A 25724-nucleotide genomic window follows, 5' to 3' on the forward strand; every position below is an offset into this window, starting at 1 on the left:
GTCAGAACCGCCAACGGGTCAGCGCGACAAGCTCTTCCGGGGAGGTGTCTCGATAGCGGTCGGCCTCGGCGCGGCGCACGGTGAGCAGCGCGTCGTGCAGTTCGGGGCCCATCGCCTCGGCCAGGACCGCGGAGTCCGACAGTCGGTCGGCGGCCTCGGCCGGGGTGGTCGGCAGCCTGCGCACGCCGGAGAACATCAACTGTTCGGCATCGAATGCGACCGGGTCGCCGGTGATTTCGGCGGGCAGGCGCAGTTCTTCGGCCACTCCGGCGAGTCCCGCGGCGATCACCGAACCCACGATCAGGTACGGATTGCCGGTCGCGTCAAAGCATTTGACCTCGGCGTTGGCCGCCCACTCCTCGGTGCCCTGCACTCCGGTGATGAAACGCAGGGCCGACTCACGGGTTTCCCGGCCCCAGCATTGCCAGACGCCTGCCCATCGGGACGGGACGAGTCGCAGGAAACTCGCCGGATTACCCGCGCCGACCGCGACGAGGGCGGGCAGCTCGCGCAACACTCCGGCGAGGAAAGCCTCACCGGTGCGGCGCATTCCGTACGGGCCGTCGCCGGTGGCGAAGATCGGTCCCTGATCGTCCTGGGCCGAAAAGTGCAGGTGCGCACCGGAACCGGTGCCGCCGGGTTCGAGACATGGGCCGAGCGCCGCGCGCCAACCGTATTGGAGACTCACCTGCCGGATCGTGTGCCGCACCAGCACCGCGTCGTCGGCGGCGCCGACCGGGTCGGACGGTTGAACGGACAGTTCCAGTTGCCCCGGCGAATACTCGGGATGGAACTGGTCGACCAGGATCCCTTGCCGGTCCAATATCGCGACCAGTTCCCGCGCGTAGTCGGCGACCTGCCCTAGTCGCACCAGGCTGTATGCGGGCCCGTGGGCGGCGGGAGTGAAGTCCTGCGTGCCGTCCTGACCAACAGACCATTCGGTCTCGAATGTCATCGAGAACCGCAGTCCGGCCGCTCGCGCCGCCTCGGCCTGCCTGGTCGCGAAGCCGCGCTGACAGGCCGCGAAAGGCGTCCCGTCCTGGGTGTACTTGTTGGTCGGCGCCCATGCCCAGCCGGGTTGGCAGGCGAGTTCGGTCAGCATGGACAGGTCCGGGACCAGCCGCAGATCGCCGTCCGGACCGCCCAGATATTTGCCGGTCGTCATCAGGTCGTCGAAGGAGAACGTCTCGAAGCACGGCGACACCCCGACCCCGTGCCGCGCCGCCTGCGCCAGCCGCCGCATCGGCACCGTCTTCACCCGGGTGATCCCGGCGTTGTCGATGAAGGTCAGCGTGACCATGTCGGCATCCAACCGGCCGATCAATGCGTCGTTGTCGTCGTCGGACGGTATGCGCTCCGGCATGGTGGGCATGAACGTCAACGATAGTCGCCGGATCGCCCTTCAGCGTGACCTTTTCAGCTGTGGCGCTTGATCGTCCGGCTTCTGCTAGTCGGCCGGGAGGGCGGCGCGGATCTCCTTTTCGGTGGGGATGGAGCTGCTGGCGCCGAGTTTGGTGGTGGCGAGGGCGCCTGCGGTACCCGCCCAGTTCAGGGCGTATTTCGGGCCGCGATGCCAGGCGGCGGCGAGGGCACCGGTGAAGGTGTCGCCCGCGCCGGTGGTGTCGATGACCTCGACGCGGGGGCTCGGTTGGCTCAGTTCTTTGCCGTCCGGGCCGCGATAGGTCGCGCCGTCCGCACCGCGGGTGACGACCACGTGCGCGACCGGGTCGAGGGCGCTGCCGAGCTGTTCGGCCTCACCCGAATTCACCACCGCCACATCGATATTCGCCCACAGTTCGGCGGGAAGTTCTTGGGTGGGCGACGGATTGAGCACCACCGTCGTGCCGTTCGCGCGCGCGTGCCGCGCGGCCGCCGCCACCGTGTCGATCGGAATCTCCAACTGGCACAAAAGAATATCGGCGCCGGCGATCACCTCGAGGTCCGCGTCGGTCAGTTCGGTCATCCGCGCGTTCGCGCCGCCGACCACGATGATGCTGTTCTCCCCGCCGCCGTCCACCACGATCGCGGCGACCCCGCTCGGCCCGTCCACCGTCCGCAGCCGCTCGATACCCACCCCGGAATCCGTCAGCACCCGCCGCAGTTCGGCCGCGAACACATCGTCACCGACCGCCCCGAGAAACTGCACCGCCCCACCGGCCCGCCGCGCGGCGATCGCCTGATTCGAGCCCTTCCCACCGGGCACCATCGCGAACCCGGTCCCGAGCACCGTCTCGCCGGGCACCGGCCGCCGCTCGGTGGTCGTAACCAGGTCCATATTGATACTGCCGAGCACCGCGATCGAGGCAACATCCGTCTTTTCGGCCATGTGTCAAAAGGCTAGTGGAGGCGCGCCTGTGTCTGATCCGTCCACTCACGTCCGTCGAACCACCGGACGAGGCTCGGATCGGCTTGATCGGGGTACCAGCCGGAGACCATGGACGACGAGGCCTGAGTGATCGCTCGTCGCGATACAGATTTCACTACTAGTAGGACGCCACCGACTATTGCGGCGACGATCACGACGATGGTCAGCAATAGTGCGACTCCCAGCATGGGGCTATAGGACCACGGCCCCGTGGTGTGCAGTGGTGGATCGGCCTAATAGCGGGTCAGTAGGCTGTACCCCATGACGGTAGGAACGACGACCGAGCCGGATGTCCGCGAGGTGGTGCACGAGGCCGCGCGCAAGGCTCGGGTCGCGTCGCGCGTGCTGGCGCAGCTGACCACGGCGCAGAAGAACGAGGCCCTGCACGCCGCCGCCGACGCCCTGTTGGCCGCGGCCGACGCGGTGCTCGACGCCAACGGTGAGGACGTGCTCGCGGCGCAGTCGGCGAACGTCGAGGACTCGCTGATCGACCGGCTGCGGCTGACCAAGTCCCGGATCGACGGCATCGCCTCCGGCCTGCGCCAGGTGGCCGGGCTGCCCGACCCGATCGGCGAGATCGTGCGCGGCTCGGTGCTGCCGAACGGCCTGGAAACCCGTCAGGTCCGGGTGCCGCTCGGGGTGATCGGCATGGTCTACGAGGCCAGGCCGAACGTCACCGTGGACGCGTTCGGGCTCACCCTGAAGTCCGGCAATGCCGTGCTGCTGCGCGGTTCATCCTCGGCCGCGCACTCCAATGCCGCGCTCGTCGCCGTGCTGCGGGAATCCCTTGTCGCACAGGGTCTTCCCGCCGACGCCGTGCAACTGCTGCCCAGCGCTGATCGCTCCAGCGTCACCCATCTGATCCAGGCCCGTGGCCTGGTCGACGTGGTCATCCCGCGCGGCGGCGCCGGCCTGATCAGCGCCGTCGTCCGCGACGCCACCGTGCCGACCATCGAGACCGGCACCGGCAACTGCCACGTCTACGTGCATTCCGCCGCCGACCTGGACATGGCCGAGCAGATCCTGATCAACGCCAAGACCCGCCGTCCCAGCGTCTGCAACGCCGCCGAGACGGTGCTCATCGACGACGCGATCGCCACCGTCGCGGTGCCCAAGCTGATCGAGGCGCTGGAACGGCACGGCGTCACCGTGCACGGCGACCTGCCCGGCCTGGTGCCCGCGAACAGCAAGGACTGGGGCGAGGAGTACCTCACCCTCGATATCGCGCTCAAGGTGGTCGACGGCCTGGACGCGGCCATCGAGCACATCAACACCTGGGGCACCGGGCACACCGAGGCCATCGTCACCGGTGAGCTGGCCGCGGCCCGCGAATTCACCGGCCGAGTCGACGCCGCGGCCGTCATGGTGAATGCTTCAACCGCGTTCACCGACGGTGAGCAATTCGGCTTCGGCGCCGAGATCGGCATTTCCACGCAGAAGCTGCACGCCCGCGGACCCATGGCGCTACCGGAGCTGACCTCCACCAAGTGGATCGTGTGGGGCGACGGCCAGATCCGGCCGGTATAGGTATAGGGGAGCGAGCGGCGCTCGTTCCCAAGGAAGGACTGCACGTGGCCCCCACCTCCGAGACGACCCAGGAGCCGATCTTCACCTCGGTCGACGATGTGATCGATCAGCTGGCGACCACCGGCTACCTGGCCGACAAGGCCACCGCGACCTCGGTGTTCCTGGCCGACCGGCTCGGCAAGCCGCTGCTCATCGAGGGTCCGGCCGGCGTCGGCAAGACCGAGCTGGCCAGGGCGGTCGCGCAGACCTCCGGCGCCGAGCTGGTCCGGTTGCAGTGCTACGAAGGTGTCGACGAGGCCCGCGCGCTGTACGAGTGGAACCACGCCAAGCAGATCCTGCGCATCCAGGCGTCCAGCGAAAACGATTGGGAAGAAACGAAAGCAGACGTCTTCACCGAGGAATTCCTGCTCTCCCGCCCGCTGCTCACCGCGATCCGGCGCAGCGATCCGACGGTGCTGCTGATCGATGAGACGGACAAGGCCGACGTCGAGATCGAGGGCCTGCTGCTCGAGGTGCTCAGCGATTTCGCGGTGACCGTTCCCGAGCTGGGCACCATCGTCGCCACCCGCAAGCCGTTCGTGGTGCTCACCTCCAACGCGACCCGTGAGCTGTCCGAGGCGCTCAAGCGTCGCTGCCTCTACCTGCACCTGGACTTCCCGGACGAGGAACTCGAGCGGCGCATCCTGGCCAGCCGGGTGCCGGAGCTGTCCGACGCGGTCGCGGCCCAGCTGGTGCGGATCGTGCACGTGCTGCGCGGTATGCAGCTGAAGAAGCTGCCGTCGGTGGCCGAATCCATCGACTGGGGTCGCACGCTGCTCGCGCTCGGCATGCACGATCTGGACGATTCGGCGGTGCGAGCCACGCTCGGCGTCGTGCTCAAGCATCAGAGCGATCACCAGCGCGCGCTGGCCGAGCTGAAGCTGGCCTGAACCGATGTCCGCGCGATCGCAGCCCGCGCCGGATGCGGAACTGACCGCGCCGCACGGACTGCCCGGTCATCTCGTCGGGTTCGTCGAAGCGCTGCGTGAGCGCGGAATTCCGGTGGGGCCCTCGGAGACCGTGGATGCGGGCAGGGTGGTGACCGTGCTCGATCTGCTCGACCGTGACGTGTTGCGCGAAGGGCTGGCCTGCTCGCTGCTGCGCCGGACGACCCATCGTGCGACGTTCGACCGGCTCTTCGACCTGTGGTTCCCGATCGCGATCGGGGAGCGCACCGGTGCCCGCGACGAGGTGGAGATTCCGCGGACGCCGACGGGTGAGGTGGACATCGCGGCGCTGCGGGAAATGCTGGCGGAGATGTTGACCCAGGAGGCGGGGGACGCGCGGCTGGATGCGCTGGCCGCGCAGTTGGTCGAGCAGCTCGGGCAGTATCAGTCCGCGAGCGGGTCGTCGTTCTCGGCGTATCAAGCGTTGAAAGATGTTCAGCCGCAGACCTTGCTGGCCAAGATCCTGGCCGGGTTGGCGGCCGGTCCGGATGCCAGTGCGTTCGATACCGAGATCGCCCGCCGGGCCGCGCGCGGCCGGATCGACGCGTTCCGGGCGTCCGTGGAAGCGGAGACGCGGCGGCGGGTGGCGGAGCGGATCGGGCGCGAGCGGGTCGCCAGTTACGGTGTGCCGCGCCAATCCGAGGACGTGGACTTCCTGCGGGCCTCGGAATCCGAGCTGATCGAGATGCGCCGCAGCACCCAGCGCCTCGCGCGCATTCTGGCCTCACGACTTGCGGTGCGGCGCAGGCACTCTCGGCGCGGCGAGATCGATCTGCGCAAGACACTGCGCAAGTCGATGTCCACCGGCGGCGTGCCGATCGACCTGGTGAACCGCAAGCCGCGGCCCGGCCGGCCGGAGCTGGTGCTGCTGTGCGACGTGTCCGGCTCGGTCGCCGGGTTCAGCAATTTCACCCTGCTGCTGGTCAGCGCGCTGCGCGAACAGTTCTCGCGGGTAAGGATTTTCGCGTTCGTCGACCAGACCGACGAGGTGACCCAGTTCTTCGATCCGCGCACGCAGCTGGACAAGGCGATGAACCGGATCTTCACCGAGGCCAGGGTCGTCGGGATGGACGGGCACTCCGACTACGGCAACGCGCTGGCCGGATTCGCCAGGGACTTCCCGGACGCCGTCACCGCGCGCAGCTCGCTGCTGATCCTCGGCGACGCGCGCACCAATTACCGTGACCCCGAACTGGAAACGCTGCGCGGACTGGTCCGCACCGCCAAGCACGCGCACTGGCTCAACCCGGAGATGCAAACCAACTGGGGTTCCGGCGATTCCGCCGCCGACAAGTATCGGCAGGTGATCGAGATGCACGAATGCCGTTCGGCCAGCCAGCTGACGGCCGTCGTCTCGATGCTGCTGCCGGTGTGAGGACGTGACATGGACTACCCGCGACTGCTGAAGTACTGCCTGGTGAAACCCGGCGCCTGGGAGGACGAACCGTGGGAAGGCGATGTGGTCGCGAAGGTCGGCGACAAGATCTTCGCGTTTCTGGGTGAAACCTCGGTGGGGTTGAAGTGCGGACGCACCCGGGAGGAGGCCGACGAGCTGATCCTGGTGTACCCGGATGACGTGTCGGCCTCGGCGTATATCGGGCGATACGGGTGGAACGTGGTCCGGCTCGGCGGTGCGGTTCCCGACGATGAGCTGCGGGAACTCGTCGATCAGTCCTATGCCGCGATCGTCGCCAAGCTGCCCAGATCCAAGCGGCCGAGTGCCTAGCAAGCGCACCATCAGCGTTCGTTAAGCGAACCATTGGGCGATGCCGCAAGGATTGCCCACCATGGTGGAGAGAACGCCCAATGGTGTGGCGGCGGTGGAGGACAGCTATACGTTCCAGGTGGATCTGCGGGGGATCGTCGACTTACTCTCCCACCACCTGTATTCCAGCCCTCGGGTGTACCTGCGTGAGTTGTTGCAGAACGCGGTCGACGCGGTTACCGCGCGGGCACAGCGAGACCGGTTGGCGCCTACGGCGATTCGGATCGTCATCGACGAGACCGGTCTGCGGATCAGCGACCCGGGGGTGGGGCTGACCGAGGCGGACGTGCACCGGTTCCTGGCGACCATCGGCCGCTCGTCCAAGCGGGACGACATCGAGGGGGCGCGGCGAGAGTTTCTCGGGCAGTTCGGTATCGGGCTGCTGGCCTGCTTCACCGTGGCCGAGCAGATCCGCGTGGTCACCCGGTCCGCCGACGATCCGGCTGCCGCACCGGTCGAATGGCTGGCCGCGGCGGACGGCACCTACTCGGTGCGGCTGCTGGAGCCGGAGGAGTTTCCCGAGCCCGGCACCACGGTGCAGCTGACGCCTCGGGTCGGCGCGGAGTCGTGGTTCGGGGCGCGCCGGGTGATCGAACTCGCCCGCGAATACGGTTCATTGCTGCCGTACGCGGTGACGGTCGAATCCGACGGTCTCATCGTCCCGGTCACCGACGGGCCGCCCGTGTGGCATCGCGACTATCCCTCCGCCATGGAACGTCGCGAGGCGCTGCTCGAATTCGGTGAGCGCACACTGGGATTCGATCCGCTCGACGTGATCGATCTGGACGCGGAACTGGCCGGTGTGAGCGGCGTCGCGTATGTGCTTGCGCAGCCCGGAAATCCGGCTGAGAGCAGCGCGCACCGGGTCTATCTGAAGGGCATGCTGCTCGGCGACGCCGTGCGCGGGCTGTTGCCGGACTGGGCGTTCTTCGTGCGCTGTGTGATCGACACGGACTCGTTGCGGCCGACCGCTTCTCGCGAAGGGCTCTACGAGGACGAGCGGCTCGCCATCATCCGCGAGGTGCTCGGCGATCGAGTCCGCGACTGGCTCACCGAGATCGCGGCCGAGCAGCCGCAGCGACTGGCCGCCTTCCTCGCCGTGCACTCGCTCGGGGTCAAGGCGATGTCCACGCATTCGCCGGAGCTGTTCCGGATCATGCTGCCGCACTTGAGCTTCGAGACCACCGACGGGCGGGTGTCGCTGACCGACTTCGCGCGTAAGCACCCGGTCATCCGGGTGACCTCGTCGGTCGAAGAGTTCCGGCAGGTGGCGTCGACCGCGGCGGCGCAGGGGATCGGGATCGTCAACGGCGGCTACGCCTACGACCGGGAACTGGTCGCGTCGCTGCCGCAGCTGATGCCCGGTGTCGAGGTGATCGACCTCGACACCGACACCATCACGGCCGCACTGGATCCCGTCGACCCCGCCGAGGAACTGGCGCTGACGCCGGTGCTGTCCATCGCCCGCGCGGTGCTGGATCCGTTGTCCTGCGACGTGATCGTGCGGGCGTTCCATCCGGTTTCGGTGCCTGCGCTGTATCTGGACGGACGTGGCGCGCGCAACGAACGCACCAGGGCGGAAACCGCACTCGGGGCGAACGAACTGTGGAGCGAGATCCTCGGCGCGCTGGACGCCGCGGCACCGCGCGCGCAGCTCGTGCTGAACTACCACAGTCCGGTGGTGCGCAGGCTCGCCCGCATCGGCGACCCGGCCTTCCTCAAGACGGCCGTCGAATCGCTGTACGGGCAGGCCCTGCTGATGACCCACCGCCCGCTGCGCGCCGCCGACACCGCGCTGCTCAACCGCGCCTTCGGCGAATTCCTCAGCTGGGCAACGCAGCGTGCCGCGGGCACCGGCGAAGAGACGGAGTGAACGTGGACACCGCCGAGATCAATGAGGCGTTGGCGCAGGTCTATTCGTTGCCGCACGGACGACTACGCGTCGAACGGCTGGAAATGCTTGCTGCCGCGGCGAAGTCGGAGTCCGACCGGCATTTGGAAGGCAGGGTGCTGCTGGAGCTCGCCGAGTCGTACACCTATGCCAGCGAACGCGACCTGGCACCGGTCGCCTACGGTCGGCTGCTGCGGATCTACGACGAATACCCGGCCGAACTCGGGTCGCTGACGCATTCGGTGCACTGGTACCTCAAGTGGATGACCTGGGGGTTGATCGATAACCCCGCGATACCGGTGTCCACCGTCTACCGCTGGTTCGACGAGCTCGAAAACCGTTACCGGCAGCGGGGTTACAGCCTGCGCCCGGTGCTTGCGCTGCGCGGGGAGTTGGCGCGGAAACTGGGGGACGCCGAGGAGGGGGCACGGCTGCACGAGGAGGCGCAGGCAGCGCCGCGCGACGGGATGTCCGACTGCGACGCGTGCGAGCGCAACGAATGGGGAACCGGCAGAGCGGCTTTGGGGGACGATGCCGGCGCGCTCGCACACTGGCAGGCCGTTATCGACGGCGACCGCACCTGCGCGGAAGAGCCGCACCGCGTGCTCGGCCAAGCGCTGCTTCCGTTGATGCGCACCGGTCGCATCGCCGACGCCCGCGGCGCACACCTGACCGGATACCCGCTGGTCCGGCACAACGACAGCCTGCGCCCATCGGTCGCATTGCACATCGAATTCTGCGCTCTGACCGGCAACGAAGGCCGCGGACTCGAGATCCTGGCCGAACACGCACGCTGGCTCACCGACCCCGGTGCCGACGCCGGCGCCCGCCTCGCCTTCCTCACCGGCGTCTGCGTACTCCTGCGCAGACTCGCCACCCTCGGCCTCGGCTACGTCCAGGTCGCCGGCGGAACAGTCGAGTCCCTACTGGCAGAACTCGATACGGAAATCGCCGGCCTATGCGCCCGATACGACATCCGCAACGGAAACTCCGCCGTAAGCACCCTCGTCGCAACCCGCCTCGCGCGACAACCGCTGCTGGAACGCCTCCCGCTCGGCCTGCGCAGTCGGTTGCCGGAGGCGAAGGGGAGCACGTGCGACGGTGCATCGGCCGCCACTGATGCGGCCACAGCGGGCGGACTTGCTCTTTCAGCCGATACGAGTTCCGTGCACGTGCCTCTTGCCGAGGGCGGTCCCGCGCTTAGGAGCGAAACTCCTACTCCGACCAGCAACATCGTCCCCGCGAGCGGCGCAGCTCTCTCGGGCGGTGCATCAACCGATGCTGCTTCGCTCGCCCGCGACGGGTTCCTGACCAGCGGAACTGGCTCGGAAGCCAGCGCTGATGCGGCGGGTACGCCTCCAACCGGCGGTGCTAATACCGAAAGCAGCGCCGTACCCGGGGGCACGGCGTCTGCCGGTGGCCCGGTTTCGCCGGACAGTGCGGATCTCTCCGCTGCGAGCGGTGGCGCTCTCGCGGGCGGAACAACTTCTGCCGGAGGTGTGCCTCCGACAGAAGCGACCAGTTCAACAGGCGGTGCTGGTGGTGCCACGTCTGCGGGTAGCGCGCGCTCGATGGGCGGTTCTGCTGCGGGCGGTGCGGTCTCGAATGGTGGTGTTGCGCCGGCGGGGGGTGCCGGTGCGGTTTCGGATGGTGGTGCTGGTCAGGCGGATGGTCCTGCTGGGGTGAATGCTGTGGCCCCAGCGGGTGCAGGGGATGTGGGTGGTTCCATTTCGGCGGGTGGTTCTGCTGGTGGGGGCACTTCGGGGGGCGCCGCAGCGCCGAGTGGTGCGGCAGGTCTTGGCAGCGCAGGTCGGCTGGGCAATGGTGATCAAATAGGTGGGGGAATTGTGATGGCGGGTTTTGCTTCTCATGTAGGTGTTGGTTCATCGGATGGAGCCGTGCTCACCACCGGTGTGGCACGGCCGGCCTCGTTTCCCGAGGAGTGGCCGGACGGCGTCGTCTCCGACGATGAGCGTTTGGCGGAGGTGCAGCGGCTGGCGGAGGTCGGCGCTGCCCGGCTCGCGGATGCTCCGGAGCAGGCCGAGGCTCGGCTGCGGGAAGCGTTGACGGTCGGGGCCGGCATATTGCCCGCGGAGCATTTGGCGCGGCTCAGTTCGCAGCTGGTCATCGCGATCTCCGGACAACCGGATCGTGAGCTGGATCTGGCCGATGCCGCGGTGCGTGCCGCGGCCAGATGGGAGGGGGTATCTGAGCCGGATCTGTTGCACCACACCGTGATTGCGGCCCGCGCTTTCCACCGCGGTCGACGGCACGGCGAGGCGGCCGCACTCTTCGAAGAAGCGTTGGCGGCGGATGGAATTCCCTATCCGCCGGCCGAATTGGCCACGGTCCGTGCCCAATTCGGTGACTCGCTGAACGCGCTGCACCGGTACCACGACGCCGCCAGACAGTTCGCCCAAGCTGCCCAGCTGATCGAGCACGATCCCGACCGGCGTCGACTGCACGCCGAGCTCGCCATGTCGGCCGCCATCGCGCTGGAGTACTGCGATCAGGACGCGGCAGCGGTTGCGGCGTATCAGCGGGCCGCCGAACTGTTCGGTGCCCTCGGAAACGTGGTGTCCCGTGCACGCTGCGTGCGGTCGGCCGCCTGGCTCCAACTGTGGGTCCCGGACGTGGCACCCGGCCGCCCATGGCTCAGCGCGATGCAGTCGTTGATCACCGAGCTGATCGACAGCGGCTCGCCGACCGCCGAGGTATCCGAGGAACTCGCCCAGACCCGCCGGGAACTGGGCGAGATGCTGGACGCGGAGGACGGCTACGGGCTGGCTGGGGAATAGCCGTGTCACGGGCGTGCGCGCAGTCGAGCACGCCCGTGGCTCCGGCCGAACCCGCCGACCACATCCCGGCTTGCCGCTCCTGGCCGCGCGAACCCGACCAGTTAAGCTCGGCACTCATGCAAGAGACAGGTCGGCGCGGCCGCAAACTGGGCGTGATGGGCGGCACCTTCGACCCCATTCACCACGGTCATCTGGTCGCCGCCAGCGAGGTCGCGAATCGGTTCGCGCTCGATGAAGTGATCTTCGTCCCCACCGGTCAGCCCTGGCAGAAGGCCGATAAACAGGTCAGTCCGGCGGAGGATCGATACCTCATGACCGTGATCGCGACCGCCTCCAACCCCAGTTTCTCGGTCAGTCGCGCGGACATCGACCGGGAAAAGGTCACCTACACCGTCGACACGCTGCGCGAGATGCGCGACCGGCATCCGGACGCCGAGCTGTACTTCATCACCGGAGCGGATGCGCTGGCCAACATCCTGACATGGCAGGATTGGGCCGAACTGTTCGAACTGGCGAGGTTTGTCGGGGTGAGCCGTCCGGGGTATGAGCTGAATACCGATCATCTCGAGGAACATCTGCGCGATCTTCCGGCCGATGCGGTGACCATGGTCGAAATCCCGGCGCTGGCGATCTCGTCGAGCGAATGCCGTCGCCGCGCCGCCGAGAACCGGCCGGTGTGGTACCTCGTCCCCGATGGCGTGGTGCAGTACATATCCAAGCGGCACCTCTATGTGCCCGCAGGAGCGGAAGGTAGCTGAGTGAGCGAGCGTAGCGGGGGGCAAGCATGAGTGCTTCGGTTGAGGCAGTCGAGATGGCGCAGGTTGCTGCCCGGGCGGCCGATGAGAAGTTGGCGCTCGACGTGGTGGTGCTCGACGTGTCCGAGCAGTTGGTGATCACCGACTGCTTCGTGATCGCTTCGGCGCCGAACGAGCGTCAGGTCAACGCCATCGTCGACAACATCGAGGACAAGCTGCGCGATGCCGGGCACAAGCCGGTCCGGCGCGAGGGCACCCGCGAGGGCCGCTGGGCGCTGCTCGACTACGTCGACGTCGTGGTGCACGTCCAGCACAACGACGAGCGCAACTTCTATGCGCTGGAGCGGCTGTGGAAGGACTGCCCGGTCGTGCCGGTCGACGGCATCGGCGGGCCGGACGCGCGGGTCGCGGCGGTGAACGGCGACGCGGAGAGCGACACCGAGTGAACGAGCGAGTCATCGGCGAGCCGAGCCTCGGAAAGGCGCGACCGTGAGCAAGTACGCCCACGTCCGCAACCTGATCCTGTTGCGCCACGGGCAGACCGAGTGGAATGCCGCCGACCGGATGCAGGGGCAGATCGACACCGATCTCACCGAACTCGGTCGACGCCAGGCGAAAGAGGCTGCGCGCGAACTGGTTTCGCGTAACGCGATCGCCATCATCTCGTCGGATCTGCGTCGCGCCTTCGAAACCGCTTCCGCGCTGGCCGATCACACGTCCCTCGATGTGGTGCCCGATCCGCGGCTGCGCGAAACCGACCTCGGCGACTGGGAAGGGTTGACCCATCTCGAGGTCGACGCCGACTACCCCGGCGCGCGTCAGGCCTGGCGGCTCGACGCCACCTACCGGCCGCCCAACGGGGAGAGCAAACTCGAGGTCGGCGCGCGGTCGCTGCCCGTGGTGCGGGAACTGCTCGTCGAGCGGCAGGACTGGCCCGGCCGGACTATCATCCTGGTGGCGCACGGCGGGCTGATCGCCGGTCTCACGGCCGCGCTGCTCGACCTGCCTCCAGCGAACTGGCCCGTCCTCGGCGGACTGGCCAACACCAGCTGGGTGCAGCTCAGCAGTCACGGTCCGAGCATCGACCAGCCCGGCTGGCGCCTTGACGTGTGGAACGCATCGGCGAAGGTGGCCCCGGATGTCCTCTGAAGATCCGATTCGGCAGGTGCCGGACGAGCTGTTCCGGAAGGCTTCGGCCAAACCGGAACGTTCGGTCCCGGACGCGCTGTTCGGCCCGCCCCCGGTAACCCCGGTGGTTGAGCCTGAAGCTGCTGAGTCGGGGTCGACGGAGGAAGAGGCGCCGGCCGAACCCGAGGGTTCCGCGCCTGCCAGTTCGGTTGACCCACCTCCTGATGAATCGGGCGGTGTTGCAGCAGGTTCCGTCGGTGGTGTGGTCGGTCGCGGGGATAATCCGGCCGTCGGATCTGCTGTCGGCGTTGGCTCTTCGCCGACAGTGGGTGAATCCGTTGCTGCGGTGGCTGGTTCCGGTGCCTCTGCCGATGAGCCCGTTGTTTCTGCTGGGATGTCCGCTCCGGCTGCTGATACTGCCGCGCCCCGCGAATCAGGCGCTGCTGCTGCCGATTCGGTCGGGATTGCAGGCGGCTCTGTGGGCGGAGTGTCTGCGGGCATTGCTGCTGAGCCTGCTGTCGAGTCTGCCGAATCCGTTGCCGGTGTCGACTCCCCGCTGGCTGGGAGTGAATCCGTCGCTGCGGCGGTTGGTTCCGGTGCCACTGAGCCCGCTGTCGACGGTGACTCCGCGCGGTCCGAAGGGGAGCCTGCATCTGTATCTGCCGCAGCTGCCGATTCGGAGCAGGCTGCTGCGGCCGTCGAGGTGTCTGCGGGTGAATCTTCCGTCGATCCCGGTGCGTCGACTGCCCGGCCCGTGCTGTTGGTAATCGCGGATTCGTTGTCCTACTTCGGGCCCAAAGGTGGGTTGCCTGCGGATCATCCGCAGATCTGGCCGAACCTGGTTGGGGCCGAGCTGGATTGGGATGTCGAGGTGGTCGGGCGGATCGGCTGGACCTGCCGGGATGCCTACTGGGCGTTGATCGGTGACCCGCGGGTGTGGGCAGCGGTGCCGCGCGCCGGTGCTGTCGTATTCGCTGTGGGCGGCATGGATTCGCTGCCGTCGCCACTGCCGACTGCACTGCGTGAGCTGATCCGCTACGTCCGTCCGCCTGCTCTTCGCCGTGGCGTCCGCGCCACCTACACCTGGTTGCAGCCCAAGCTGTCGAAACTCGGTCGCCCCGTGGCACTTCCGCCGAAGGTCAGCGTGGACTACCTGGAGCAGTCGCGGGAAGCGTTGGCGCACTTGCGGCCTGAGCTGCCGTTCGTCGCGGTGCTGCCGTCCGTGCATAACTGCGACGCCTACGGGCGCGTGCATTCCGGACGTGAGCGCGCGGTGAAGGCGCTGCGTGCGTGGTCCGCGCGCACCTCGGTGCCGCTGGTCGACCTCGGTGAAGCCGTGCGCGACAACATCTTCTCCGGTGACGCGAACCCCGACGGCATCCACTGGGGCTGGGCCGGGCATACGGCCGTGGCCAATGCGATGGTGAAGACCCTGCAGGAGGTTCGGTAGTCCGTGGCCGTCGTGGTCGTGACAGATTCGTCCGCCAGCCTCCCTGCCGAACTCGCCACCGAGCTCGATATCGCCGTCGTACCCCTGCATGTCCTGATCGGTGACCGCGCGATCCGTGAAGGCGTCGATCCGATCGACATCGATTACACCTCCGACACCGTGACCACCTCGGCGTCATCGCCCGGCGAGCTACGCGCCGTCTATGAAGATGCGTGGGCGCGCAGCGGCGGCGATGGTGTTGTCGCGGTGCATATTTCGCGCCAACTCTCCGGCACCTGGGAAGCTGGTCGGCAAGCCGTCCGCGACATGGACGCCGCTGACCGAGTGCGCCTCGTCGACTCACTCGGCGCAGGCCTCGCCACTGGGTTCCCGGTCCTGGCAGCGGCACGCCGAGCGGCTTCCGGTGCATCTCTGGACGTCGTCTACGACACCGCAGTAGCCGCATCCAGCCGAGCCCGCACCTTCATACTGGTGAACCGCACCGAACAACTCCGCCGCGGCGGCCGATTAAGCTCCGCCGCAGCATTTTTCGGAAGCGAACTAGTCACCAAACCCCTACTGCAAATCGTAGAGGGCCGCCTCGAACTCCGCGAAAAAGTCCGCACCCGCTCCAAAGCCTTCGCCAAACTGGTCGCAGCAGCAGTTGACGCAGCCGGCGAAGACGGCGCCGCCGTAGCCGTCCAACACCTAGGCGCCGAAGAAGCCGCCCAAACCGTCGCCACCCAACTCCGCGACCTCATCCCCGGCATCCGCGAACTAATAGTCGCCGAATTCGGCCCCGCCCTAGGCGTCCACCTCGGCCTAGGCGCCGTAGGCGTCCTGGTCCTCCCCGGCGGCTGCGATTAACCCTGTTCGCTGAACGGGACCAAACACCAGTAACACCGCACCCATGTCCCGCTCGGCACTCATCCGCACCACCAGCGGGACATCGCTGAGCTGATTGTCGAGTGGCGGCACAGTCCGTGGGTGTTACGGCTGTGGCGGGGTGTGAGTCGGGGTCTTGGCGGGATACGGCTCGTGGGAGTGGGCCAATAATCTTGGTGAGTGGAAGGGGAGTGTGGGGTGGGGGTGGTGGTTAGCGTGGCGGGGTGACGGGTTCTGTGGGGCAGTCGGTTCGGCCGGTGTTGCGGGTGGCGGTGGTTGAGTGGGGGCATTCGGACGCGGAGGTTTTACGGGCGGAGATGGCGGCGGAGGTTGGGCCGCGGTATGCGTATTTGGCGGAGACGTTGCGGGTGAATCCGAATGCGGTTGATCCGGATAAGGTGCATCGGCCGTTTGTTGTGTATTCGGGGGAGCCGGTTGGGCATGCGGCGGTGCGGTGGAATGCGGGTGAGTTGGAGCTCAAGCGGATGTTCGTCCGGCCGGGTTATCGCGGGTCGGGTGTCGCACCTCTGTTGCTTGCGGCGGCGGAAGATGCTGCGCGCGAACAGGGTTTACCGCGGTTGATCTTGCAGACTGGTCATCTGCAACCTGAGGCCGTGCGGTTCTACGAACGCAGTGGGTACCACCGGATTCCGATCTTCTCGCCGTACGAGATCCTGCCGTTGTCGAACTGTTTCGCCAAGGAACTGGCCGATCAGTAAGTCGCGGAGTCGGATTGACGTAGTGTTCGGGCGCCGATGCGGACGGCATCCCAGTCGGTGTCGGGTTGACGCGTCTGTGCCTGCGTCAGCCAGCGTGCTCGATCCTGTTGCTCGTGTTGCAATAGGTCGAGATCGATCTCGATACCCGTTGGGGGACAGGCTGATTCGAATTCGCTAACGCGCTCTTTCATCGCAGACATCAAGGCTTGGTCGAATTCAATTACAGCCGTGCGGAATTCATCGGTCGGTATGCTGATTCGGCCGGTCGGGGGACCGGTGAACTCGATTTCGCTCTCCGGGTCTGTCGGGTAACGCCAAGCGACAGTGACCGAATCGGAGTCGCCGTCGACGGTTCGCCACCACCGTATGTGCGGGCCGAACCACAGGTATCCGGTGTCGAGGGTGCGGTCGCCGTACCAGGTCGACGCGGCGTCGACCTCGGGCGTGTCCGCCCACGACCAGTCCGTCGATTCGGTGCCGACGAAGTCGATCAGATCGCCGGGCACCGGCTCCAAAACGTCTGGTAGCAACGTCAGTACGTCCTCCCATAGACGCGCCACGTAATACTCGACGTAGCAGTCGTGCGGCATCTCCTGGTGGCCGGCCTGGGTTCGAAGCAGGTCGGTTGTGCGCTCGGAAAAGCGCAGTAGCTCATGGTCGCCGAGATCGATGTAGTACCAACCCTCGGTGAGCGCGAACCAGTGCAGAGTCCGGTACTGATCTCCCCACGGTCCGACTCGGTCCAGCGGCGACAAGCCGAAGCGGAATCGGATCACCGGGCAAGTTTTGCACTTCGCCGTCCGCCACGCCCGACGATCGTTCTGCGTGCCGTCGGCGAGTTGTCCACACCCGCACAGTTATCCACAGAGCGGCTGAATTGCCTGGTCGCCCAAGATCTTTCGGCGCGGTCCGGAGCTAGCGTCGCCCTCATGTCACGACAGGACGAACGTGAGCGGATTCAGCGCCGGCTCGGCGCACTGACCAGCCGTGTCGGTGCCAGCCGGACGGGAATCGCGGCCGAGGCCGCGCGTCCACTCGGTGGTCGCCGGGCGCATCTGAGTGCGCTACCTGCGCCGATTCGGGGAACAGATGGATTCGGCGATGCGGCGCGTGACCGACAGGCCGGTGCGCGGTCAGTGCAGTTGGCGCATGCGCGGGAGCCATTAGGGCCGATGCGAGGTGACCAGCAGTCGGCTGGTGGCGGCAAGACCTCGGTACTGCATGAGACTTCGGTGCTGTCCGAGAAGACGGGGTCCCTGGTCAGGAGTGGATCCTTGAAGGCCGCCGCTCGGAGGACGAGTCGGCGCGCGGGTGCGCCAGATACAAGCCCCGAGCATGCAGACAGATCGGAAGTCCGTGTTCGTGACGAGTGGTCGGCGGACGGCGTGCTCGATGCTGGCCAGCAATGGGGCGCAGCAAGTCCGGAAACGACGGCGGTTTCCGCGAGGGCGGAATTTGAGGCGGACGCCGAATCGGCAGCGGATCGGCGGTCGGGTGCCGTGGGCGTGGGTGCGAGCCATGGATCCTCCCGGTACGACGGACGGTCCGAACTTGCGGAGCTTGATGCGAGCAGCGGGCAGCCCTCGCGAGTGGGGCAGTGGGATCTTGCCGAGCTGCCTGCGGATTCGGAGGACGATGAGGATCGCGATCTCGGTGAGGTGCGCGCACCCGGATGGCTGGATGAACCCGCCTCGGATCGAGGATGGCGGGATCACCTTGTGCCGGAACGATTTCGGGGCACTCGTCTCGATCCCGGACGGCGGGGCGTGTGCACGTTGCTGGCGGTCGGTGTTGTGGCCATGGTGATTGCCGCCGTTGTCATATTTCATGAGCGACCGGTCGCCCGACCGGTTCCACCGTTGCCGGCAATGCGGACAACCACGACTCCCGTTGTTGCGCGCATGTCAGGTGCGGAGCCGCCGAACACGGCCGCATTGCCTGTGGCCGTGCCAGTTCCAGGCGAACCGAACATGGCGGCCGACACCGAATTGGTCGTCAGCGTGGTCGGTTTGGTGCACCGCACCGGTTTGGTCCGGCTGCCCGCCGGATCACGCGTCGCCGATGCCCTGACCGCGGCAGGCGGCGCGCAGGACGGCGCCGACCTCGCCGGCCTCAACCTGGCCCAGCGACTGATCGACGGCGACCAAGTCCTCGTCGGCCCACCCGGCCCCAACCCAGGCCCACCCAAACTCGGCAGCACCACAATCAACGCAGGCGGCCGCACCTCCACCTCACCGTCCGGATCCGCCCACCCGACAACCCCTTCCGGCCGCGTCGACCTCAACACCGCAACCGAATCCGAACTAGAAGCCCTCCCCGGCATCGGCCCTGTAATGGCCAAAGCCATCATCGCCTGGCGCACCACCCACGGCCGCTTCACCGACGTAACTCAACTCGGCCAAGTAGACGGCATCGGCCCCGCTCGCCTCGCCCGCCTGCGTGAGCTGGTGAAGGTATGAGGCCCGGCGGCAGACGAGTTGCCCACTCGGTGAGTGTCGAACCGGCTTCAGGGCCTCGTCGACGCGGTGAAGACGTGACGGCACACGGTCGGAATGCGGCGCCTGGAGCTGGACTCGGCATGCGCGGTGAGCAGGGCGGCGATATGGCCGCAGGGCGGTACTCGACAAGTAGGGAGTTCGCCTCGGCAGCAGAGTTGCAGGGACCACGAGGCGGTGTGATTGCACCTGGTCGGGATATGGATCGGCGGGATGGACTCGTCACCCGCAGTGAGCGGAGCGGCGATTTCGACGCGGGTGGGCGGAGGAACGAAGGAGGCATCGGGAGTCGACGTCGCAGGGGTGCCGTCGGGGTGGATGGTTCGGGTGTCGATGGCGAGAGTTCTGGCGATGCAGCCCTTGAGTGGGGTCGTGGAAATGAACACCGCGGCGAACTTGATGTCGGCCGACATAGCGATGGGCGGTACGCGGGTCGTCGTGTTGGGTGGGGTGGGGACGGCGTCTTGGGGGATGTCGGTCGGAGGGTGGCGGGTTGGCGGAGGGAGCCGGGGCGGGGCGACGATGAGGATTCGGGGGTTGATGAGCCGGAGGTGCTTGATGCTCGGTTGTTGCCTGCGGCGGTTTGTTGTTGGGGCGCAACGATTGTCGCGGTGACGGCGGGGTGGGTGGCGGGGGTGGTACTTGCGGTGGCGTTGGTTGTGGTGGCGATTGGGTTGTGGGTTTTGTTGTTGTGGGGGATGGCGCATCGGGGGGAGCGGCGGCGGGTTGTTGCGGTGGTGGCGTTGGCAGCGGTCGTATTGGCGGCGGGGTTTGCGGTGGCTGCGGCGTGGCGGGAGCATCGGGTTGCTACGCATCCGTTGCGGGATGTTGCGGGGTTGTCGGTGCGGGTGGTGGTTACGCCCAGTGGGGATCCGAAGGCGGTGCGCGGCAAGTCGTTCGGGGGTAGTCGGTGGGTGGTGCGGGGCAGTTTGGATGAGTACCGGCTCGGTGAGACGACGGTGCGGGCCGGTGGGGCCGTGGTGATTCTGGCGTCCGGTGATGCGTGGGCTGAGTTGGTGCCGGGGCAGGCGGTCGCGTTCCAGGCGCGGGTGGATAAGCCGGGGCGTCGCGATCTGACAGTGGCGATGTTGCTGGCGCAGGGTTCGCCGCAGACCGTTGGTGGGCTGCCGTGGTGGCAGCAGGTTGCTCGTTCGGTGCGAACGGATTTCGCGACTGCGACGTCCGGGGCGCTGCCTCCCGAACCGGCCGGGTTATTGCCCGCTTTGGTCGACGGAGATACGTCAGCGCTGTCCGACGAACTTCGCGAGGAGTTCGAAATCGCAGGCCTGGAACATCTTTGCGTGGTCAGCGGTGCCAATTTCACGATTCTGCTGGGGGCGGTGCTCTTGGCGGTGCGGGTGCTGACCCTCGGTCCGCGCGCGGGGGCGTTGGTTGCCGGGGCGGCGTTGGTGATGTTCGTGATCATCGCGCGGCCGGATCCGAGTGTGTTGCGGGCTGGGGCGATGGGTGCGATCACCTTGCTGGCGTTGGTGACTGGGCGTCGGAAGCAAGCGCTGCCCGCGCTATGTGCGGCGATTGTCGGCTTGCTAGCGGTATGGCCGGCACTCGCGGTGTCCGCTGGCTTCGCCTTGTCGGTGTGCGCGACAGCCGGATTGATCCTGCTGGCACCGAGTTGGGCGGATTGGCTGCGGGCGCGGGGTTGGCGGCGGGTACCCGCCGAGATCTTCGCCGTGGCGGCGGGTGCTTTCGTTGTCACCACGCCGCTTATGGTCGCCTTGGACGGGAAGGTCAGTCTCGTTGCGATCATCGCGAATGTTCTGGTGGAGCCGGTTATTGCGCCGATCACGGTGATCGGTGCCATCGGCGCGGTGCTGGCTTGTGTCTGGTTGCCGCTCGCTGTGCTCGTAGTGCGTTGTGCCGCACCGCCGATGTGGTGGTTGCTGTTCGTCGCCGAGCACATGGCTGATGTGCCGGGCTCGTCGGTCGAGGTACCCGGCGGACTATTCGGTGGGCTGATCGCTTGCGTAGTTGTCGCGGTGGGCATTCTCGTATTGCGTTTCGCTGTAATACGCAGAGTGGTTCTGACAGTGGCGTTCGGTGTGGCGGCGGTGGTGATCCCGGTGCGGATCTGGCAGCCGGGCTGGCCACCGGAGGGTTGGGTGCTGGCTGCCTGCGATGTGGGGCAAGGTGACGGGCTCGCCTTATCGGTCGGAGCGGGTACGGCGGTGGTGATCGATGTCGGGCCGGAAGCGCGTCCGATGCGGAATTGCTTGGACCGCTTGCACATATCTCGTGTTGCGCTACTGGTGTTGACGCATCCGCATGCCGATCACATCGGTGGTATCAGCGGTGCGTTGGACGGGCGGGCCGTGGCAGCGGTGGCAGTCGGACTGCATGAGCTCGAGGGGTTGGCGCTGGGCGTAGGTAGCACTGCGGTCGCCGAAGGTGCACATTCGGCTTCGCAATCGGGTTCCGCCTCGGTCGGAGGTCGTGAGATCGAAACCGGATCGAGCAGTGACTGCGAACTCGTGCGCGGAGCGAGCTTGTCTCAGGCACAACGTGATTCGCCGGAGCATCAGAGCGACTCTGCGAGTAGCAGATCAGGATCAGCGGTTGGTGAGATAGCCGCGCAATGTCAGCTGGTCGGCAACTCGTGCCAGCCGACTGGCGAGCGATGCGCGGGGCTACACGATCGACCCTCATCGGGCCATCCGTATGGTGCGGAAGCCCGGCGTGGTGCGCGAACTGACGGACTGGCACGGGTTGTGGAGGTTACACAGGAATCCGATATCCCGCTGCTGGAGCTGTCGGCCGGGCAAGTATTCCGCTTCGGCGCAGTCGAATTGGAGGTGCTTGCGCCAGAAGTGGGTGGTTTGCGCCCTACTCCCGGAGCCGAGGCCGAGGAGGCCAACGATCGTTCGATTGTCCTCGCCGCGAGCACACCCGCCGGGCGGATCCTGCTGACCGGGGACATCGAGGCTCCCGCGCAACGTGCATTGCTCGATACCGGTGTTCCACTGAACGCGGACGTCCTGAAGCTCCCACACCACGGATCAAGAACCACCACAAACGAATTCCTTGCCGCCGTGCACCCCCGATTGGCTTTGATCAGCGTCGGCGCCGACAACACCTTCGGTCACCCGAATGCCGCAATTCTCTCGGAGCTATCCGCTCTCGGCACCACGGTGGCCCGTACCGACCAGCGCGGCGACGTGCTCGTGCTGGGCGACGAGCAATCGCTGCGCGTGGTGACTTCGCGATGAGCTGCTGCGTCGGGACAAGTGCAGATCGTCGTGGGCGAGCTGATCCGCCGCATCGTCGATGCGAGTTGCCAGGTCCTGCGGGGTGCTCGGTGAACACGCGGAACCTGCGGCGTGGGTCTGTCGGTGGGGGACCGTAGGATCGCTGCCGTGACCGAGCCCAGCGAGCGTCAGCGAGTGGACCAACGACACGGCGTGCCTTCGCCGATGGCGGAGGCGAGCGTCGGCGAGGTGGCGTCATGAGCGAGCGGCCCGCGCTGCACTTGGTGCTGGGGGATGAGGAACTGCTGGTCGAGCGCGCGGTGGGAGAAGTCACCGCGCAGGTTCGTGCGCTCGCACCGGATGCAGACGCCGTGCCGATCGACCGGATGCGGGCGGGTGACGCGAGTACCGCGGAACTGGCGGAGCTGCTGAGTCCGTCGCTGTTCGCCGAGGACCGGGTGATCATTCTCGAGTCGGCGGCCGAGGCGGGTAAGGACGCGGTCGCGGTGATCACCGCCGCGGCGGGCGATCCGCCCGAGGGCGTGGTGCTCGTGGTGCTGCATTCGGGTGGCGGTCGGGCGAAAGCCCTGGTGCCCGCTTTGCAGAAGGCCGGTGCGGTGGTGCACGACTGCGCCAAGATCACCAAGTCGGCTGAGCGAGTGGAGTTCGTGCGGGGCGAGTTCCGGAACGCCGGAGTGCGCGTCGCGGGTGACGTCGTGCAGGCGATGCTGGAGTCCGTCGGGTCCGACCTGCGTGAACTGGCCGCGGCCTGCTCGCAGCTGGCCTCCGATACCGGCGGCAAGATCGACGTCGCCGCTGTCCATCGCTACTACTCCGGCAAAGCTGAGGTCAGCGGTTTCGATGTGGCCGAGCTTGCCGTCGCCGGCGACCGCCCGGGCGCGATGGAAGCCCTGCGCTGGGCGAACGACCGCGGCGTCCCGCACGTGCTGCTTGCCGATGCTCTCGCCGACTCCGTACACACCATCGCCCGCGTCGGTTCCGCAGGCCGTGGCGACCCGTTCAAACTCGCCCAGCAACTCGGCATGCCGCCCTGGAAGGTCAAAAAGGCCCAAGCCCAGGCCCGCAGCTGGACCCCCACCACCATCGGCTCCGCCCTCCAAGTAGTCGCCGCGCTCAACGCCGACGTCAAAGGTGGCGCCGCCGACGCAAACTACGCCCTCGAACACGCCCTCACTCAAATCCTGGACCTACACTCCGCAGGCTGACCCTGGCCCGACGCCCATCGGGCTGGCACTTTTGAGGTGACCAGCCGCTTTGAATGCAATGGCAGTCATGAGCCGACGAGTCAGACTGGCCGTAGATGCAGACGATCACCTGTGATTCGGGTGTAGGGGCTGGAACTGACGGTCGGTACTAGTCCTGGCTGCCCTCCGGTTTAGAGCGGATCGGTATTGCGCAGTGGCCGGAACTTCTCCGCGAGAACCGGAACTTCTCCGCGAGAATAGGAGTGGGCGGTTGCCTACGACTCGGTCAATCGCTTTGGACGGGCTGGATTCCCGCGGTTCGACTGGCCGTAGATGCGGACCATCATCGAGGGCGGCGCAGCGGCTGGAGCTGGAAGTGACAGGCGCGCAATGAAATTGGCTGCGCTGTAGAGGTCGGCACGTTTTCCCGAGGATCGCCGAGATGTCTGTCCGGCGGCCGGAACATGGCGTTAAGGTGCGTGGGAACCGATCGGTCCGCGAGGAAGGGTTTGGCTGCACCGCACTCGCGCGGCTGCGGCGGAAGTGGTTGGCCTGCACGGGATCGAGTGAGTTGACCGTACCTGTCCAGGATCGGTTCGCTCGCGCAGGAATCGGCTGGCCGAATTGTGCTGCCGGATTTGCGGTTTCGCCCATCACGTCATGTCCCGTTGAGTGAATTGGCGCTTCGCTATACGTATGAGTCGCCAAGACAATGATGGTGACCATGCTCAACGGGACATGGTGGTGACGTTGTGCGAGTAGGCCCGCCGCCATATCCCGTTGAGCATCGCTCGTCCTCGGCCTTGTGATCGTTAGGGCGATTCGGGTCGGAAAGTGCGGCCCTATCGAGGGTCTGCTGGAGTAGCGGTTGGCGGGCTGCGGCCGTCGTATCCCATTGCTCATTGTTCGCCATGCTGTTCTGTTTGCTGGGCGAGATCTAGTTCTGGGGGTACGGCATTGATCGGCCTGAGACGTCCGATTGAAGGTTATCGGATGTGTGCTGGGACACATGTGAGGGAGAACTCAACGGCTGCCGATTGAGGAAACTTGCTGGCATAGCCGATTTCAACGTTCGGTAGAGCGCCACGGCAGATCGCGACGTCGGGTGAGGTTTGTCCGGTACTCGGCAGGTGTTCGGAATGCCAGATCGCGGCGACGATGTTCGATCACGGCGACCTAGCAGCACGTTTGTGACGAATTCGGCTAATAGATGGCTAATCAAATCATGTCAAACTGGATTTGATTATGGACGAGCGAACTGCACCGGACTTTCCGGTTGAGGATTCCCGGCGGGTCCGTGCTTGGCGCGGTCGGCGGCGGAGCGGTGGTGTGCATCGGCGGCCGGAGCGGCGGGTGGGGCGGACGATACTCAAGGTCCTTGCCGGTGGGGTTTCGGTGGCGGTGTTGGCGGGGACTGCGGTCGGGTGGGCGACCGAGGGACGGTTCGATCGGGGGTTCACCAGGTCGGCGGCGTTAGGGGTGGATGCGCCGCGGTCGTTGGCTGGTGATGTGAATGTTCTGCTGATCGGGTTGGATACCCGGAAAGATCAGGACGGGAATGATCTGCCGAAGGAAATCCTCGATCAGTTGCATGCGGGTGACGGTGAAGAGGGCGGGTACAACGCCAACACGCTGATCCTGGTGCACATTCCGGCGGATATGAAAAAGATTGTCGCGGTATCGATTCCGCGCGACGACTACGTCAAGGTGTTCGGCATTCCCGGCTACACCAACGTGAAGATCAAGGAAGCGTACGGGCTGAAAAAGGCCGCGGTTCAGGATCAGCTGATCAACCAAGGCTTGACCGATACCAAGGCGCTGGAGCGTGCGGGCCGCGAGGCGGGGCGGGCGTCGATCGTGCAGGCGGTGCGTGATCTGACCGGGGTGCCGATCGATCGGTTCGGCGAGGTCACCCTGGCCGGCTTCTATGACCTGGCCAAGGCGCTCGGCGGCGTCGAGGTCTGCCTCAACAAGCCGGTGAACGACAGCTACTACTCCGGCGCAGATTTCCCGGCCGGCAGGCAGCGCCTCGACCCGGCCCAGTCGCTGGCCTTCGTCCGGCAGCGCCACGGCCTGGAGAACGGCGACCTCGACCGAACCCACCGCCAGCAGGCGTTCCTCACCTCGGTGGCGCTCGATCTGCGCAAGGCGGGCACGTTCACCGACGTCAGCAAGCTGTCCGCGCTGATGGACGTCGCGCACCGCAATATCGTGCTGTCCGACGGCTGGAACATCACCGACTTCCTCCGCACCCTCGGCACATCCGAGAGCCCCGCCGTCGAATTCCGCACACTTCCGGTGCTCCGCTACGACAACATCAACGGCCAAGACGTCAACATCATCGACCCGGCAGCCATCCGCCGCGAGGTCCGCGCCGCATTCGGCGACCCGGATCCCACTGTCGCGCTGTACAACCCAGCCCGCCCCCAGCCCCTGCCCACCGCCGACCCACTCACCGGCTCCGCAATGCCTACCCCAGATGTCGGAAAGCCAGTGGACGCCACCATTACTGGTGACACCATCCCTTGCGTCAACTGATCAGACGTATTGCTCGGTGAGCGAAAGCTGCTCAC

21 protein-coding genes are annotated in these 25724 nt (G+C 66.7%); 17 read left to right on the plus strand and 4 right to left on the minus strand.

Annotated features, from left to right (window positions below):
• Nucleotide 1: 1 nt before the first annotated feature.
• The 3 genes from AB0M22_RS19010 to AB0M22_RS19020 all read right to left on the minus strand — a co-directional run bounded on the left by AB0M22_RS19010 (nt 2) and on the right by AB0M22_RS19020 (nt 2553).
• Nucleotides 2-1372, minus strand: a complete 1371-nt coding sequence (locus AB0M22_RS19010) for a glutamine synthetase family protein (RefSeq protein WP_364728070.1) — start codon at nt 1370-1372, stop codon at nt 2-4.
• A gap of 75 nt (nt 1373-1447) precedes the next feature.
• Entirely contained in the window at nt 1448-2326 is an 879-nt protein-coding gene (locus AB0M22_RS19015) for a ribokinase (RefSeq protein ID WP_364728073.1), read from the minus strand.
• 11 nt (nt 2327-2337) lie between these two features.
• The gene (locus AB0M22_RS19020) at nt 2338-2553 is read right to left on the minus strand and encodes a DUF2510 domain-containing protein (RefSeq protein WP_364728076.1); all 216 of its coding nucleotides are present in this window, start codon (nt 2551-2553) and stop codon (nt 2338-2340) included.
• 73 nt (nt 2554-2626) lie between these two features.
• Here AB0M22_RS19020 and AB0M22_RS19025 point away from each other — a divergent pair, with 73 nt between their 5' ends.
• The 13 genes from AB0M22_RS19025 to AB0M22_RS19085 all read left to right on the plus strand — a co-directional run bounded on the left by AB0M22_RS19025 (nt 2627) and on the right by AB0M22_RS19085 (nt 16248).
• Entirely contained in the window at nt 2627-3892 is a 1266-nt protein-coding gene (locus AB0M22_RS19025; protein WP_364728079.1) for a glutamate-5-semialdehyde dehydrogenase, read from the plus strand.
• 44 nt (nt 3893-3936) lie between these two features.
• Entirely contained in the window at nt 3937-4821 is an 885-nt protein-coding gene (locus AB0M22_RS19030) for a MoxR family ATPase (RefSeq protein ID WP_364728082.1), read from the plus strand.
• Between the two features lie 4 nt (nt 4822-4825).
• Nucleotides 4826-6253 carry a VWA domain-containing protein gene (locus tag AB0M22_RS19035; protein ID WP_364728085.1) on the plus strand — a complete coding sequence of 476 codons (1428 nt, stop codon included), beginning with the start codon at nt 4826-4828 and terminating at the stop codon, nt 6251-6253.
• Nucleotides 6254-6262: 9 nt separating this feature from the next.
• Nucleotides 6263-6604, plus strand: a complete 342-nt coding sequence (locus AB0M22_RS19040; RefSeq protein WP_364728088.1) for an MmcQ/YjbR family DNA-binding protein — start codon at nt 6263-6265, stop codon at nt 6602-6604.
• Between the two features lie 61 nt (nt 6605-6665).
• Nucleotides 6666-8516 (plus strand): HSP90 family protein, encoded by a 1851-nt coding sequence (locus tag AB0M22_RS19045; protein ID WP_364728091.1) that lies wholly within the window; start codon nt 6666-6668, stop codon nt 8514-8516.
• The gene (locus AB0M22_RS19050; protein WP_364728093.1) at nt 8513-11332 is read left to right on the plus strand and encodes a hypothetical protein; all 2820 of its coding nucleotides are present in this window, start codon (nt 8513-8515) and stop codon (nt 11330-11332) included. Before AB0M22_RS19045 ends, AB0M22_RS19050 begins: the two co-directional genes overlap by 4 nt.
• 116 nt (nt 11333-11448) lie before the next feature.
• Nucleotides 11449-12090: a nicotinate-nucleotide adenylyltransferase gene (nadD, locus tag AB0M22_RS19055; RefSeq protein ID WP_150403063.1), complete on the plus strand. Its 642-nt coding sequence runs from the start codon at nt 11449-11451 to the stop codon at nt 12088-12090.
• A gap of 26 nt (nt 12091-12116) precedes the next feature.
• Nucleotides 12117-12533, plus strand: coding sequence for a ribosome silencing factor (rsfS, locus tag AB0M22_RS19060; RefSeq protein ID WP_150403062.1), 417 nt, complete (start codon nt 12117-12119; stop codon nt 12531-12533).
• Nucleotides 12534-12576: 43 nt separating this feature from the next.
• Nucleotides 12577-13236 (plus strand): histidine phosphatase family protein, encoded by a 660-nt coding sequence (locus tag AB0M22_RS19065; protein ID WP_150403061.1) that lies wholly within the window; start codon nt 12577-12579, stop codon nt 13234-13236.
• 203 nt (nt 13237-13439) lie between these two features.
• Nucleotides 13440-13982: a hypothetical protein gene (locus AB0M22_RS19070; RefSeq protein ID WP_364728097.1), complete on the plus strand. Its 543-nt coding sequence runs from the start codon at nt 13440-13442 to the stop codon at nt 13980-13982.
• A complete protein-coding gene (octT, locus tag AB0M22_RS19075; RefSeq protein WP_364728099.1) occupies nt 13919-14665 on the plus strand; it encodes a diglucosylglycerate octanoyltransferase in 747 nt (248 codons plus the stop codon). Before AB0M22_RS19070 ends, octT begins: the two co-directional genes overlap by 64 nt.
• Nucleotides 14666-14668: 3 nt before the next feature.
• A complete protein-coding gene (locus AB0M22_RS19080) occupies nt 14669-15511 on the plus strand; it encodes a DegV family protein (RefSeq protein ID WP_364728103.1) in 843 nt (280 codons plus the stop codon).
• Between the two features lie 284 nt (nt 15512-15795).
• Complete coding sequence (locus AB0M22_RS19085) at nt 15796-16248, plus strand: GNAT family N-acetyltransferase (RefSeq protein ID WP_364728106.1); 453 nt, start codon at nt 15796-15798, stop codon at nt 16246-16248.
• Here AB0M22_RS19085 and AB0M22_RS19090 read toward each other — a convergent pair.
• Entirely contained in the window at nt 16242-17024 is a 783-nt protein-coding gene (locus AB0M22_RS19090) for a DUF5984 family protein (protein WP_364728109.1), read from the minus strand. The genes AB0M22_RS19085 and AB0M22_RS19090 overlap by 7 nt on opposite strands.
• Nucleotides 17025-18194: 1170 nt before the next feature.
• On the opposite strand from AB0M22_RS19090, the gene AB0M22_RS19095 reads away from it, so the two are divergent.
• The 4 genes from AB0M22_RS19095 to AB0M22_RS19110 all read left to right on the plus strand — a co-directional run bounded on the left by AB0M22_RS19095 (nt 18195) and on the right by AB0M22_RS19110 (nt 25689).
• Nucleotides 18195-18707, plus strand: coding sequence for a ComEA family DNA-binding protein (locus tag AB0M22_RS19095; RefSeq protein ID WP_364728112.1), 513 nt, complete (start codon nt 18195-18197; stop codon nt 18705-18707).
• Between the two features lie 350 nt (nt 18708-19057).
• The gene (locus AB0M22_RS19100; protein WP_364728115.1) at nt 19058-21967 is read left to right on the plus strand and encodes a ComEC/Rec2 family competence protein; all 2910 of its coding nucleotides are present in this window, start codon (nt 19058-19060) and stop codon (nt 21965-21967) included.
• A gap of 236 nt (nt 21968-22203) precedes the next feature.
• Nucleotides 22204-23172, plus strand: a complete 969-nt coding sequence (gene holA / locus AB0M22_RS19105; protein ID WP_364728117.1) for a DNA polymerase III subunit delta — start codon at nt 22204-22206, stop codon at nt 23170-23172.
• A 1374-nt stretch (nt 23173-24546) separates the two neighbouring features.
• A complete protein-coding gene (locus AB0M22_RS19110) occupies nt 24547-25689 on the plus strand; it encodes an LCP family protein (protein WP_364729800.1) in 1143 nt (380 codons plus the stop codon).
• Nucleotides 25690-25724: the final 35 nt, after the last annotated feature.

Origin of the sequence: Nocardia sp. NPDC051756 (assembly GCF_040681495.1) — a bacterium.
Lineage (GTDB): Bacteria > Actinomycetota > Actinomycetes > Mycobacteriales > Mycobacteriaceae > Nocardia.

Bases quoted from the DNA above. Each gene is read 5' to 3' on its own strand.
- AB0M22_RS19040 (WP_364728088.1), top strand. From the start codon at position 6,263: ATGGACTACCCGCGACTGCTGAAGTACTGCCTGGTGAAACCCGGCGCC.
- rsfS (WP_150403062.1), top strand. From the start codon at position 12,117: ATGAGTGCTTCGGTTGAGGCAGTCGAGATGGCGCAGGTTGCTGCCCGG.
- AB0M22_RS19045 (WP_364728091.1), top strand. From the start codon at position 6,666: ATGGTGGAGAGAACGCCCAATGGTGTGGCGGCGGTGGAGGACAGCTAT.
- AB0M22_RS19035 (WP_364728085.1), top strand. From the start codon at position 4,826: ATGTCCGCGCGATCGCAGCCCGCGCCGGATGCGGAACTGACCGCGCCG.
- AB0M22_RS19010 (WP_364728070.1), bottom strand. From the start codon at position 1,372: ATGCCCACCATGCCGGAGCGCATACCGTCCGACGACGACAACGACGCA.
- AB0M22_RS19020 (WP_364728076.1), bottom strand. From the start codon at position 2,553: ATGCTGGGAGTCGCACTATTGCTGACCATCGTCGTGATCGTCGCCGCA.
- nadD (WP_150403063.1), top strand. From the start codon at position 11,449: ATGCAAGAGACAGGTCGGCGCGGCCGCAAACTGGGCGTGATGGGCGGC.
- AB0M22_RS19070 (WP_364728097.1), top strand. From the start codon at position 13,440: ATGAATCGGGCGGTGTTGCAGCAGGTTCCGTCGGTGGTGTGGTCGGTC.
- AB0M22_RS19015 (WP_364728073.1), bottom strand. From the start codon at position 2,326: ATGGCCGAAAAGACGGATGTTGCCTCGATCGCGGTGCTCGGCAGTATC.
- AB0M22_RS19025 (WP_364728079.1), top strand. From the start codon at position 2,627: ATGACGGTAGGAACGACGACCGAGCCGGATGTCCGCGAGGTGGTGCAC.
- holA (WP_364728117.1), top strand. From the start codon at position 22,204: ATGAGCGAGCGGCCCGCGCTGCACTTGGTGCTGGGGGATGAGGAACTG.